General features: G+C 51.2%; 14 protein-coding genes and 2 pseudogenes. 12 read left to right on the forward strand and 4 right to left on the reverse strand.

Features of this window, described 5'->3' with window-relative positions; translation table 11 throughout:
* Window positions 1-11 precede the first annotated feature (11 nt).
* A complete protein-coding gene (locus D1646_RS16615) occupies window positions 12-887 on the reverse strand; it encodes a transporter substrate-binding domain-containing protein (protein WP_160637546.1) in 876 nt (291 codons plus the stop codon).
* Between the two features lie 401 nt (window positions 888-1,288).
* Between D1646_RS16615 and D1646_RS16620 the strand changes: the two genes are divergently transcribed.
* Together D1646_RS16620 and D1646_RS16625 are read left to right on the forward strand one after the other, a co-directional pair.
* On the forward strand, window positions 1,289-3,109 hold the full coding sequence (locus D1646_RS16620) for an LTA synthase family protein (RefSeq protein WP_160637547.1): 1,821 nt from the start codon (window positions 1,289-1,291) through the stop codon (window positions 3,107-3,109).
* A 13-nt stretch (window positions 3,110-3,122) separates the two neighbouring features.
* Window positions 3,123-3,395, forward strand: a complete 273-nt coding sequence (locus tag D1646_RS16625) for a cysteine-rich small domain-containing protein (protein ID WP_160637548.1) — start codon at window positions 3,123-3,125, stop codon at window positions 3,393-3,395.
* Here the strand turns inward: D1646_RS16625 and D1646_RS16630 are convergent.
* A pseudogene (locus tag D1646_RS16630) lies at window positions 3,358-3,807 on the reverse strand (transposase); the annotation flags it as partial. The gene D1646_RS16625 and the pseudogene D1646_RS16630 sit on opposite strands and share 38 nt — an antisense overlap.
* Before the next feature lie 225 nt (window positions 3,808-4,032).
* On the opposite strand from D1646_RS16630, the gene D1646_RS16635 reads away from it, so the two are divergent.
* The 8 genes from D1646_RS16635 (at window position 4,033) to D1646_RS16670 (ending at window position 9,445) form a co-directional block, all read left to right on the forward strand.
* Window positions 4,033-4,401 (forward strand): hypothetical protein, encoded by a 369-nt coding sequence (locus D1646_RS16635; RefSeq protein ID WP_160637549.1) that lies wholly within the window; start codon window positions 4,033-4,035, stop codon window positions 4,399-4,401.
* Between the two features lie 108 nt (window positions 4,402-4,509).
* On the forward strand, window positions 4,510-4,809 hold the full coding sequence (locus D1646_RS16640; RefSeq protein WP_243154214.1) for a hypothetical protein: 300 nt from the start codon (window positions 4,510-4,512) through the stop codon (window positions 4,807-4,809).
* A gap of 135 nt (window positions 4,810-4,944) precedes the next feature.
* On the forward strand, window positions 4,945-5,616 hold the full coding sequence (locus D1646_RS16645) for a response regulator transcription factor (RefSeq protein WP_160637550.1): 672 nt from the start codon (window positions 4,945-4,947) through the stop codon (window positions 5,614-5,616).
* Window positions 5,613-6,692: a HAMP domain-containing sensor histidine kinase gene (locus D1646_RS16650; RefSeq protein ID WP_160637551.1), complete on the forward strand. Its 1,080-nt coding sequence runs from the start codon at window positions 5,613-5,615 to the stop codon at window positions 6,690-6,692. Before D1646_RS16645 ends, D1646_RS16650 begins: the two co-directional genes overlap by 4 nt.
* On the forward strand, window positions 6,679-7,104 hold the full coding sequence (locus tag D1646_RS16655) for a hypothetical protein (RefSeq protein WP_160637552.1): 426 nt from the start codon (window positions 6,679-6,681) through the stop codon (window positions 7,102-7,104). Before D1646_RS16650 ends, D1646_RS16655 begins: the two co-directional genes overlap by 14 nt.
* Window positions 7,105-7,148: 44 nt before the next feature.
* Window positions 7,149-7,538, forward strand: coding sequence for a hypothetical protein (locus tag D1646_RS16660; RefSeq protein ID WP_160637553.1), 390 nt, complete (start codon window positions 7,149-7,151; stop codon window positions 7,536-7,538).
* Between the two features lie 6 nt (window positions 7,539-7,544).
* On the forward strand, window positions 7,545-7,925 hold the full coding sequence (locus D1646_RS16665; protein ID WP_160637554.1) for a hypothetical protein: 381 nt from the start codon (window positions 7,545-7,547) through the stop codon (window positions 7,923-7,925).
* Window positions 7,926-8,074: 149 nt separating this feature from the next.
* Window positions 8,075-9,445 carry an SMI1/KNR4 family protein gene (locus D1646_RS16670; RefSeq protein WP_160637555.1) on the forward strand — a complete coding sequence of 457 codons (1,371 nt, stop codon included), beginning with the start codon at window positions 8,075-8,077 and terminating at the stop codon, window positions 9,443-9,445.
* A 101-nt stretch (window positions 9,446-9,546) separates the two neighbouring features.
* Here D1646_RS16670 and D1646_RS16675 read toward each other — a convergent pair whose 3' ends face one another.
* The gene (locus tag D1646_RS16675) at window positions 9,547-9,861 is read right to left on the reverse strand and encodes a DUF3459 domain-containing protein (RefSeq protein ID WP_160637556.1); all 315 of its coding nucleotides are present in this window, start codon (window positions 9,859-9,861) and stop codon (window positions 9,547-9,549) included.
* A gap of 222 nt (window positions 9,862-10,083) precedes the next feature.
* On the opposite strand from D1646_RS16675, the pseudogene D1646_RS16680 reads away from it, so the two are divergent.
* Window positions 10,084-10,903, forward strand: a pseudogene (locus tag D1646_RS16680) (IS5 family transposase); the annotation flags it as partial.
* Window positions 10,904-11,008: 105 nt separating this feature from the next.
* The gene (locus D1646_RS16685) at window positions 11,009-11,800 is read left to right on the forward strand and encodes a tyrosine-type recombinase/integrase (RefSeq protein ID WP_279279956.1); all 792 of its coding nucleotides are present in this window, start codon (window positions 11,009-11,011) and stop codon (window positions 11,798-11,800) included.
* Window positions 11,801-11,870: 70 nt separating this feature from the next.
* Here D1646_RS16685 and D1646_RS16690 read toward each other — a convergent pair whose 3' ends face one another.
* On the reverse strand, window positions 11,871-12,554 hold the full coding sequence (locus D1646_RS16690) for a DUF2971 domain-containing protein (RefSeq protein ID WP_160637558.1): 684 nt from the start codon (window positions 12,552-12,554) through the stop codon (window positions 11,871-11,873).
* Window positions 12,555-12,690 lie beyond the last annotated feature (136 nt).

Here is a 12,690-nt window from a genome sequence, read left to right on the forward strand (position 1 = left end):
CTTCAACCGTTTTACTCGGCGGTGATGTACTTATCCACAATCTGCTGGAAGATACCCTCGTCTATCAGCTCGGCCATCGCGGTATTTACGGCGTTGAGCAGATCGGTGTTGCCCTTAGCAAAGCCAATGGCGTAATCCTCCACGGCGAACTCGGTGTCCAGGATCTTCAGCCCCTCGTTGGCGGCCACATAGGCCTTGGCGGGCTCGTTGTCGATGACCACCGCGTCCACCTGGCCGTTGACCAGTGCCATCACGGCCAGAGCGCCGGTCTCATAGGCGATCACATGGTCCTCGCCGTAGCCGCCGTTCTCCGGGGTGTCGGAGCAGTAGATGTAACCGGTGGTGGCCCTCTGGGTTCCAATCATGTTGGCGCTGGCCAGATCATCCACCGTCTGGATGGGGGAGTCCTCCTTCACAATGACCACCTGCACGCCGGTGGCGTAGCTGTTGGAGAAGTCCATCACCAGCAGGCGGTCCTCGTTGACGGTGATGCCAGCCATTGCGATATCGCTCTGACCGGTCTGGACGGCGGTGAGGGCGGCGTCAAAGCCCATGTCGTCCACCACCAGCTCCAGGCCCAGCTTGTCGGCGATGGCGGCGGCCACCTCCACGTCGATGCCCTCGAAGCCGCCGGCGTCGGTGGTCATCTCATAGGGAGGGAAGGCGGCGTTGGTGGACATATGCAGCTTGCCGGGCTCCACAGTGGTGAAGCTGCCATACTTGCTGGAGTCGCCGTCCTGAGCGCTGCTGGATACGGCGCTCTGATTGGTAGAGAAGGCGTCATTTTTGGAGCTGGCGCCGCCGCTGTTGTTGTTATTCCCGCCGCCGCAGGCGAACAGGGTCAGGGACATGGCCGCAGCCATCGTCAAGGCAAGAATCTTCTTCATTTTAAAAATCTCCTTTTCAAATGCAGGATAAAAGCCCCGGCAAGCCGGACTCTATGAAAAAGTATACACCTATCGCTATTCATAGTCAATAGATAAATATTCAAAAATGCCGAAGCTAGCGGAGGATTTTGTGTGAAAAGGGTACAATATTAGTGGATAAAGGAAAAAACACCCTTCAAATCCAGTGTATGAAATGAAAAAGCAGCGCACTGGAACGAATGAATATTCATTCAAAAGTGAATAAACATGAATTTCTTCGGAGATGAAACCCTCGGTCCCTTTTTGCGTCTTTCTATCAAAGGGTTGTTCTTAAATTTTTTTAAAAGATATCCAAATCCCCTTGCTTTTTTTCGATAAATCATTATGCTAGACATTGACTGTCTGCCTTTTGGAGGAGCGATATGAGAATGTTTACCTGTGATATGTCCCGCCGCCTGGTACGGGACTTGGAGGAGTGCCCGAGTAAGTGGGCCTCCCGCCTGGTTTTTCTGCTGGGGCCCTGGGTATGCCTGTGGATGGTGGAGATTTTAAACGAAAACGATGTGTTTGATGACCTGGCCCCCTGGCAGGTACTGATGAACATGATATTTTATTACAGCATTTTTGTCGCTCTGCGGCTGGTTCTGGGCCGGAACCGCCGGGCCGCAGCCCTGGGGACCACGCTGTGTTTCCTCTTCGGGCTGGTGAACCACTATGTGCTCCGCTTCCGGGGGCGCATTCTGTTTCCTGCGGATATCACCGGCTGGCGCACCGCCGCCAATGTGGCGAGGGGCTTTGACTACTCAGCAGACGAGTACATCACCCAGGCGGCCATTTTGCTGGTGGCCTACCTGTTTTTAGTTTTCTACTGCGTTCCCCAGAAGAAGCGATCCAAAATCCCCGCTCTGGCCGGACTGGCTCTGTGGGGCGGTATGATCTGCTACTGCTACGCCTTCTTCTGCACTGGAATGCTCCCCGCCCTGGACATCTACACCCAGCAGTGGGTGACTCAACGCAACGGCTTTCTGCTGAACTTCTCCATTGCACTGCGGTACTCCTCGGTGGATAAGCCGGAGGACTACTCCAGGGAGACGGTGCTGAAGCTGATGGAGGACTACCCCGGCGTCCCGGCGGACCCAGACAAAAGGCCAGTGAATATTGTGGTTATTATGAATGAGTCTTTTGGCGACCTGACCATTTTCGATACGCTGGACGCCTCGGAGGACCCCACTCCCTTCCTCCACTCTCTGAAGGAGAACACCATCAAGGGCTGGATGTATTCCTCGGTCACTGGCGGCGGCACGGCTACCATTGAGTTTGAGTACCTCACCGGCTTTACCAGCCTGTTTCAGCCGCCCCACACTGTGGCCTATCAGCTCTACGTAGAGGAGGGTATGCCCTCCTTGGCTGCCCTGGCGGGCAGCCAAGGCTATTCCACTACCGCCTTCCATCCCTACAAGTCCTCGGGCTGGAATCGGGTCCTGGCCTACCAGTATCTGGATTTTGACCAGCAGATGTATGAGGAGGACGTGCCCAGCCCCTACCTGATCCGAAATTATATTTCCGACAAATCGGACTACGAGATGATTTACAAATCCACCGAAACGGAGGATGCCAGCTTTTTCTTCAACGTCACCATGCAGAACCACAGCGGCTACGCCCAGGGCTGGAACAATCTGCCCCGGACCATTCAGCTGCCCGCCCACTTGAAGGCGGCGGACCGGACGGCGGAGCAGTTCCTGGACCTGATGCGGGAGAGCGACCTGGCCCTGGAGGAGCTAATCACCTACTACAGCCAGTGTGAGGAGCCCACCCTGGTGGTGTTCTTCGGTGACCATCAGCCGCCGCTGACCAACGCCTTCTATGAGGAGCTGTATGGCAAGAAGCTGTCGGAGCGCACCACGGAGGAGGTCATGCAGCAGTACGCTGTCCCCTTCTTCCTCTGGGCCAACTACGACATTGAGGAGGAGCAGGACGTGGTGGTCAGCCCTAATTTCCTGGGGGTTCTCACCGCCCAGACCGCCGGCCTGCCCCTCACCGGGTACATGGAGTTTTTGTCCCAGCTGTATGAGGTACTGCCCGCTGTTACGCCGGTGGGCTTCGTTACGGCGGACGGCCAGTATTTGAAGAAATCTGAGCTCAGTGAGGAACAGAAGAACTGGCTGTGGAAGTATGAGGTGCTGAATTACTGCGGTATGGTGGACCTCTTCGACGAAGCGCGCCCCATGTTCTGCACGGATTAAAGAGGTATCAAATATGACAAATAAAGCAAATCGGTATCCGTTCTTTCAGCATCAGGATTGTGAGTTTTTCCCCTGCCACGAAACGGATCAGCCCGAGGATTTTAATTGCTTATTTTGTTATTGTCCATTGTATACTTTGGGATCAGCCTGCGGCGGCAGCTGCACTTGGCTTCCAGATGGCACAAAGGATTGCAGCTCCTGCTTGCTGCCGCATACCCGAAGAAGCTGTGACTATATTGCCTCCAAGTTTAAAGCATTGTCTGATTTGGCAAAAATGAATCGGTAAAGAGTATTTTATCATCACTGTAAAGTTTAGAAGCAATATTCATAACCGTTTGAGCAAGGTATGGAAATTTTGACCACGGCTTCCGCAGACGAGATGGAAATCTCATAATCTTTACTGAGGCGTCTGGAATGATTGCGCCAGGAGAGGGTGCGTTCAGCCGCTCAGCGCCAAGGGAGTATTCCCCATTGGTGCAGCTTGATTTCTCTGAAATATCAACGTCAAACTGCTCCTTCCTATCAGAGACGAAAGCGCCCCGATATCCAGTATCCGCGCAGAACTTCTGAATAGACGGATGCCGCTTATATGCTTGTTTAGCAGTAGATATCCCGCCTTTTGTGTCATGAATGTTGGCAGCATGAACCACAATAGACAACAGGCAGCCCGGCACATCCACTGCGATGTGCCGCTTTCTATTTTCCCTCCATCAATTCCCGTTTGCTCCATATGCAGTTGCGCATCCCCTGTATATAGCGGTGCGATCTCTTCTCACTGTTCGTCTGTCAAGTCGCTGGGATACCGCTTTCGTTTTTTTTAATATTTTTTAAACATTTAATAAACATTGCAAAAACAATCCAGCTGTATGATACAGACAACAAGTGCAGCACCACTTGAAATTGAATTTTGGGGGTTTCTCAACATGAAGAAAAAGGACTTTGTGACCCTGCTTATGAGTACCGTGGGCGGTATCCTCTTTGCGCTGGGGATGTGCATGGTGCTCCTGCCGGAGTGGGGGGCTATGTTCCAGGGCACTATGATAGGCGCTGTTGGGCTGGCGGTGCTGTGTGTTATGCTCCTGGTGCGCCGTAAGATGGACGGCAAGCCCGCCATTGTGTTCAGCGGCAAAGCGATTGCCACTACTTTCTTTGGCATTTTGGCAGCCGTGGTTTTCGGGGTCGGGATGTGCATGACCATGATCTGGAACATGATGGTTCCTGGCATTATCGTTGGTATCCTTGGCATCGTCCTGCTGATTTGCCTGATTCCAATCTGCAAAGACTTGAAATGAGGTGAAAAGTATGAAGAAGTTCATCATCCCCGCGGCAATTGCCGCTGTTGTTGGCTTTTTTGCGGCTGTTACCGCAGTCGTACACAAGAAATATGGAGGGAACTGAAAATGCCCGATTTCAAAAAGGTAAACGAAGAAATTGCGGAGAGTGTCACCAACGGCTTTCAGAAAATTGAAGACGGTGTGGTCGGCGGGTATCAAACAATCGAAAGCACTGTTGTTGGGGCATACAAACGGGTTGAGGACGCGTTTGTCAGCCAGTTCCTGACCCACGAGGGAGAAACGGCGGAAGAGGCCAAGACGCGGCTGGCGGATGAACGGGCCGCCCGTGAGGAACAGGCCAAGGAGAAGCGCACCCCAAAGCAAAAAGCGCACGTCAAAGCCGCCAAAAACATCGGGAAGCAGTAACCGTCCATAACTTGACCTGTGCTGGGATGCGGCACAGGTCAAATTTTTAAGAAAACTTGTAACTGAGCAAAAACAGAAACAAAACTTTAACATTTCTGTGGTATGCTGGCGAAAAAGATTTACGGGGGATTGCCTATGTTCAAGCTATTAGTTGTGGAGGACGATCAGGCGTTGAACCGCGCGGTATGTACCTTTCTCAATCAGAGCGGCTATGAGACGTCCGGCTGTGTGAACGCAAGCGACGCCTATGATACCTTATACAGCGGAACCTTTGATCTGATTGTGTCTGATATTATGATGCCTGGCATTGACGGCTTTGAGTTTGCCCAAACGGTGCGGGAATTGGACGAAAATATCCCCATCCTCTTTATGACAGCCCGGGACGATTTTGCCTCCAAGCAGCGGGGCTACCGGGTAGGCATTGACGATTACATGGTCAAGCCCATCGACCTGGATGAACTGTTTCTTCGCATTGGGGCGCTTTTGCGGCGGGCCAAGATCGCCAGCAGCCACCGGTTGGAGATCGGCAGGCTGGTGCTGGACGCCGACGAGCGCATAGTCTGTTTGGATGGAGAGGACATCCCCCTGACTCACCGGGAGTTTAACATCCTCTACAAGCTGCTGTCCTACCCCAAAAAGGCGTTTACTCGCACACAGCTGATGGATGAATTCTGGGATGTGGATACCTCTACCGCCCCCAGAGCCGTGGATGTGTATATGACAAAGCTCCGGGATAAGCTCTCCGCCTGTGAGGATTTTGAGATCCTCACCGTGCGGGGGCTGGGCTATAAGGCGGTGCTGAAATGAAGCGGATATCCCGCTGGCTGGCTGCTCTATGGAAATATCTTGTTTTTTTTCTGCTGATTGCCTTTGTTGTCTCCTGCTGTATGATACTCTTTCTGGAAATTTTGCAGGAAGAGATGGGAACGGCGCTGACCCAAGAGATGATTGAAACAGCGGCTAAGCTGACCGTTGGAAATGTGATACTCATTAGCCTGCTCTGCACGGTTTTAGACGGCGTGCGGCGGTGGTTTCTGGTAACAAGGCCCGTGCGGCGCATTGCACAAGCTGCCAGGAAGATTACCCAGGGAGATTTTTCCGTCCGCATCCGGCCGGTTTTCAGTGTAGATCGGCAGGATGGCCTGAATACCATTATCCGCTCTTTCAATCAAATGGCGGAGGAACTGTCTGGTATTGAGACCTTGCGGACAGATTTTATCTCCAATGTGTCCCACGAGCTGAAAACGCCCCTGGCTGTTATTCAGAACTATGGCGCCCTGCTCCAGCAGCCGGACTTGCCAGAGGAACGCCGGATAGAGTACGCAAAAGCCGTTACAGATGCCTCCCGCCGTTTGGCAAATCTGATCACCAACATTTTGAGACTCAACAAGCTGGAAAATCAGCAGATTTTTCCGGAGAACAAAACCCTTGATTTGGGAGAGCAACTCTGCGAATGTCTGCTGGCCTTTGAGGATATTTGGGAGGAAAAGGACATCACCATTCATACCGAGCTTGCAGAAGAAATTCAAATCAAGTCAGATGTGGAGCTTCTTTCTCTGGTGTGGAACAACCTGTTTTCCAATGCCTTGAAATTTACTCCCAGGGGCGGCTGTGTTTCTGTCCGGCTATGGACAGAGCCGAGCTATGCCGTCGTGGAGGTCAGCGACACTGGCTGCGGTATCAGCCCCCAGGTCGGGGCGCGTATCTTTGAAAAATTCTACCAAGGTGATACCTCTCATGCCGCGCAGGGGAACGGACTGGGGCTGGCCCTGGTCAAGCGCGTGGTGGACATTGTGGAGGGGGACATATCTGTCAGCAGCGAGGTGGGCAGAGGCAGCCAGTTTATTGTGAAAATCAGGAGAGCAGAGCATGGAACGGATTAGGTCAGCCCTGGGGAAGCTGTGCATACTGCCAGCCCTCCAAACTGTTTTGATTGCAGTTCCTGCCTTTTTGCTGGTGGGTTATGTGTTGCTTAACGATGTGGATGGGCCGCTGGCCTATCTCGCTTATGCCGCGTCAGCCTATGGGCTGATCGTCGCTCTGACAGGAGTGTTCCGCGTGGTGCGCCTCATCCGGCAGGGGATCAAAGAGCATCCGCTGGGCGAACGGCTGCTGGAGGATGTGGGATTTCGCACAGAGCTGTCCCTCTATGCAGGCTTTTCTGTTAATCTGCTCTATATTGTGTTAAAAATGGCTATCGGTCATGGTGGTTTGTTTCTTTGGCCGTCTATTACGCTCTGCTGGCTGTCATGCGGTTTTCTCTGCTCTATAGCAGACGAAAAGCGACCCCAATGATGGAGTTGCGCCGGTACCGCCTATGCGGGGGTGTTCTGCTGCTGATGAATATCGCTCTTGCAGTAATCGTTGCGTTTATGGTGCATCAAAACCAAGGATATGAATATCCAGGAACGCTGATTTACGTTATGGCTGCATACTCCTTTTATGCTGTTATCTCCGCAGCTGTCAGCGTGGTAAAATTCCGGAGGTACAGAAACCCCATCCTCTCCGCAGCCAAGGTAATCAGTCTGGCGGCGGCGATGGTGTCTATCCTCTCCCTGGAAACCGCTATGTTGGCCCAATTTGGCAACGACGACACCCCGTTTTTCCGTAAAGCTATGACGGGAGCCACAGGCGGCGGCGTTTGCGTCATTGTACTGGGAATGGCGGCGTATATGCTTGCAACATCCACTAAAGAAATAAAAAAACTGGCCAATCATTCAAGGGAGTGAATTGTTATGGAGGAAAAAAGTAAAGTGTTTACCTACACATACTCTGCCGCTCAACAGGAAGAAGTCAAACGCATCCGTGACAAATATTCCCCGCCCACCCGGGAGGAGGACAAGCTGGAGCGGCTCCGCCGTCTGGATCAAAGTGTGACAAGGCCCGGATTGATTGCCGCATTGATTGTGGGAATTATCAGTACGTTGGTGCTGGGCGTTGGAATGTGCTGCACGATGGTGTGGGACGACACACTGTTTGTCCCCGGTATCATCATTGGCATTGTGGGAATCATTGGCATCTGTGTGGCCTACCCGCTGTATGTCCACATTACAAACAAGCGGCGGGAAAAACTGGCTCCTGAAATTATGCGGATTGCGGATGAGCTGATAAAATGAACGTCCCATATCTCCTTTACTTGCTTTTTAGATTCCAAGCTCCAAGAAATTTGTTTTTTTGTGATTTCAGCGGACAGAGAAATGTGCTTTCCTTTTCAGCATTTTGGGACGATATGTATTGTAAGAACGATGAGAGGAGAGGACCCGTTATGGCAAAAGGCAAACAGCCTGCTTGGGTCGGTAAACTATGCAAGCAGATTCAGCGCGCCAGAGAAACGGACTCAGATTTTTTCCGCTTCGGCGCTGATTGTCACAAATATCATCTGGCTCCGCCCGCCTCAGAGGAGACAGTCGCTGCTTTTGAGGCGCGCTTCGGCATCTCTCTGCCGGAGGGCTATCGAAATTTTCTGCTGTGGATAGGGAATGGCGGGGCGGGACCCTTTTACGGCCTGTACTCCCTGGGGGCGTCGGAGCCCTGCCAGCTCCCTGACTACTCCCCTGGAGCGGTTTTGCCTCTGGGGACCCAGGGCTGTACCCTGATGACTGGACTGATTCTTGACGGGCCTGACCGGGGGCGGGTGATCTACTATGACGAGGACCAAGGCGGACCGCCTGCCCTCATGGGGGAGCCGGACTTTCTGGCCTGGTACGAGCGCTGGACCCGTGAGGTGATTGCCGGTTATGATGATGAGGAGATGTACTTCGGCCTATACCTGGACGGAAAGCCTCAGGAGCTGATGGAGCTATATGAACGGACAGAGGATGTGCAGATCCGTGTTGAGATTGTGGAGAGCTGCTACAAATTCCAGGAGCTGCCCGCCAAGCAGAAGACCTATTACAAGAAGGCCTGCGACACAGAGCAGGACCCCAGGCTGCGCATGGTCCTTATCAAGATGCTATGCCATTTCCATGTGCCCGGCATGGTGGAGCAGATCGGTGTTCTGTGGGGTTTTGGGGCTTACCCGGAGGCGATCTCCGTTATCTGCTATGAGGGCGGCTGGAAGGCCAAAGAGACCTGGTGGCCCCAAGTGCTGGAGAAGATGTCCTCTCTGCGGGGCCAGTCCTTCAGGGACGCGTGCCACATCTTCTCCGCTTTGAAGGACTACCCGGAGATCCATGCCAGACTGCTGAACGACCAGTTGTACCGGGAGGACCTGGACCGGAACGACCGTAACTCCCTGTTCACCTGTCTGAGCAAGCTCAATCGCCGAGAGGAGGTACTGGACTACTTCCTGGACTACCTGTCCGCCGAGAAAAACCATAAGCGGACAGAGTATAGTACTCTAATCTACGCCATCTGGGTTACAAAAGGCCTCCAAGACCTCCGGCTGGAGAGGGTCTGGGCGGCGCTGCTGGACAAATTCCGTACAACCCAGGACGCAAAAGACGACTACGAGGGCAGCCAGCTGCACCTGACAAATGATTGCTGCCTTGGGGCCAGCCATCCCTTTGGCGTGATATGCTCCAACCTGATGGGCTGTCTGAATCACTTTGGCCTGGACTATCGGGGAGCCTGGAAGCTTCTGATGGATCACAGGCAGTGGACAAGCTGGAAACAGGAGCACCAGTTGGAATCATAGCCCCGGTTCTCCTTCGGAGCTTTTCTCTGGGGACAGGAGCAGACACGTGCTCAATTACCTTGAAAACGAATACTGGAATAGTCTTTTACAGAAGGGCAGCCCTAGTATTTTTCACCATCGTTCCAGGCAATGCTTTCATAGGGCCGCAGTACTAAATACCCGTCTTTGACCATAACATCGGGGTAGCTTCCAATCACCCGATTGGAGCGGTCCGTCCAGATGATCTCCTCCAGGACCACTTCACTGCCGGTCAGATTATTATACACCAGCAGCTGATCGCGGTTCAGAGAACGCCAGTAAGCGAATACATCGGTGTGGCCGCACAAAATTTCGATTGTGCCCTCCGAGATGACCGGATATTCTTTCCGCAGGTGGATCAGCGCCTTGTAGTAGTTCAGGATAGAATCTGGCTCCAAAGCCTCTGCCTCCGCATTGATGGTCTTGAAGTTGTCAGGCGGAGTGATCCAGGGCGTCCCGGCGGTGAAACCGGCGTTGAGGGAGGCTGTCAACGCCAATTTGAAATTGTAAGAAAACGCCGAAGAAATTTTGTAGTTTTTCGGCGGGGGGGGTAAGAAAACTAAGAGCCTATCCTCAAATAAACAAATGAGGAATAATGTCCACCAAAGGCGGAGGGAAAAATGGAGAAAAAGAGCTACAAGTCATGGAGAATATCAGATGTGTTCTGGGAGGCCGTAAAGGATGAGATACCAGAACGACAGCGAGCAGAGGGCAAAACATATAAGCGAAAATCCGGCGGCGGAAGAAAACCATTGTCCAAACGACGGGTATTAGAGGGAATATTCTATGTTTTACGAACGGGCTGCCAATGGAAAGCAGAGCCCAAAGAATACGGAGCAGCCAGCAGCATCCACCAATATTTTCAAGAATGGGCAGCGGCAGGATTTTTTGAAAGAATATGGTTCAAAGGTCTGGAAAAATATGATGAGCTGGAAGGGAAGGATTGGGAATGGCAAAGTCTGGACGGCTGCATGGTGAAAGCGCCGCTGGCCCTGGAAGCCGTTGGAAAGAATCCAACGGATCGAGGAAAAAATGGGGACAAAACGCAGTGTACTGATGGATGAAAACGGCTTTCCTCTGGCAGTTGTTCTTTCCGGAGCCAATACACACGATGTCAAACTGTTGGAAGATACCTTGGATCATATTGTGGTGCTGCGCCCAGAAGTGGATGAAGAACACCCGCAAAATCTGTGTTTGGATGCTGGCTATACTGGCAGCGGTAAAAAGGTGCAGTCACGTGGCTATACGCCCCATATTCGTCCCCGCGGCGAGGAAAAGAAGGAACTGGAATGTAACCCGGACTTCCGGGCCCGCCGTTGGGTCGTTGAGGTCACACACTCTTTTTTCAACCGTTTTCATAAATTGTTGGTCCGTTATGAAAAGAAAGCCGCCAATTATTTGGCCCTTGTTCAGTTTTCTTGCGCTGCTATTGTCTGGCGCAAATTCTTGCGCGTTCATTGTTTATCGGGGGCTTTATTCCACTTCACTGGTACAAGTCTTTCCTCTGTGCTCCTTTAGCTATTTACGGATAGGTTCTTAAAACCGCTGTCCCTCTCTGGATACAAGTCAAAGATCAACGCAAGGATAAAACCTTATATCGGCGCTTCGCAGTTGTCGGAGTTGACTAATTTACAGATTAAGAAGTTTTACAATAAACTCCAGGCCGGAGATAAAGATCACAAGCCGCTTTCCTCCAAAAGCGTCCAGGTGATTCACGGTATCCTCCACAAAAGCCTTGAACAGGCCGTTGCAAGTGGTATCATAGCAGCCAACCCCGCCGATCATGTCCCGCTCCCAAAGGTGAAGAAGCCAGACATTAAGCCTATCATGGACGATGATGTGAGGCGGTTCCTGGATGCCATCAAGGGGGACGAATTTGAATTATTCTTTATTGTGGCCTTGTTCTCCGGTATGAGGCAATCGGAACTTGTCGCCGTCCAGTGGGATGATCTGAACATGCAAGAGGGAACGATATCCGTACACCGGCAAATCCAGAAGGCCCACGACGCCCCCGGTTATCACTATTTGGATGAGACGAAGATTGGGAAGGAGCGTACCGCCTCTATTGCTCCCAGTATCGTCCGTATTCTTCAGGAGCAGAAGCGGAGACAGGCAGAATGGCAGCTTGCAGCCGGTTCCCTCTGGCACAATGACCGCAACCTCATTTTTACTGACCGCCTGGGGTATCACATCAAGCACCGCACTGTGAGCAATCACTTCAAAAAAGTTGTTGCCTCCATTGGTCCGCCTGATGTGCGCTTCCATGATTTACGCCACCCAAATGTCAAGCCCAAGACACAAATTTTTTCTAACATAGTAAAAATCCCAGACCACTAAAAGATATTTGCGGTCTGGGACTTCTATTTACAGTATTGTGATCAATTAGAATGTAAACTAAGTTATCTTATCAAATCGGGTCAAAGTCTAATTCATATTTTTCAGAATAATTTTTAACACACATTTGATATTTTGGTATCCCTTTTTCGTCTGCCATATGTATCAGTATCTTTCGATAAACTTCTGGAATTAGACATCCCAAATAAATTGCCATTGGCCGTTTGGGGATTGGATAACGATCCCTGCCCTCCAACGCCGGATTTGCTGTTGAACATATAATTCTCCATTCGTTTTCATATGCCCAATCTTTCGATTTATATAGAGCCGCTTTTATAAATAAAAACTGATCATCATAGCAAGGATTAGTTGGAAACCCAAACCTGGAATTTACAAGCTGTTCAACAAGCCATTGCCCATACCTGGTTGCGTTAAACCGTTTGTCTGAATATATTATTGGGTAAATCGAGGCTGATATAATGTTATTGCAGTTGCGGTTAGGGCAATTCGAGCAAATGGTTATATCATTGTTCGTGAAATCATATCCTAAAGCGAAGCCTTTATTGTTATCCGCGTAATGTGCCCACATTAATGGAGATTTGATACTCTCTGAAAGGCATACCATTTTTGTTTGTTCTCTGATTCCATCTTTTGCTGAGTAAAAACACTTCTCTAAAAATTCACTAAAATCAGGAATCGTTTTCCAGATCATCTCCGTAAGCTGTTGAGCATCAAACGAAACAATAGCTTCTACCATCTTCTGCCGTATGTCAGCATTTGGAAAATGAATTTGCTCAAGAGAAACTGTACCCTGTTTTAGAAGCTGTATTCATAAGCGTTTGAGCAGCGTGTGGAAATGAGAAATTATGACCATAGCCTCAGCAGAGGAAACG

Origin of the sequence: Pseudoflavonifractor sp. 60, from assembly GCF_009911645.1 — a bacterium.
Lineage (GTDB): Bacteria > Bacillota > Clostridia > Oscillospirales > Oscillospiraceae > Lawsonibacter.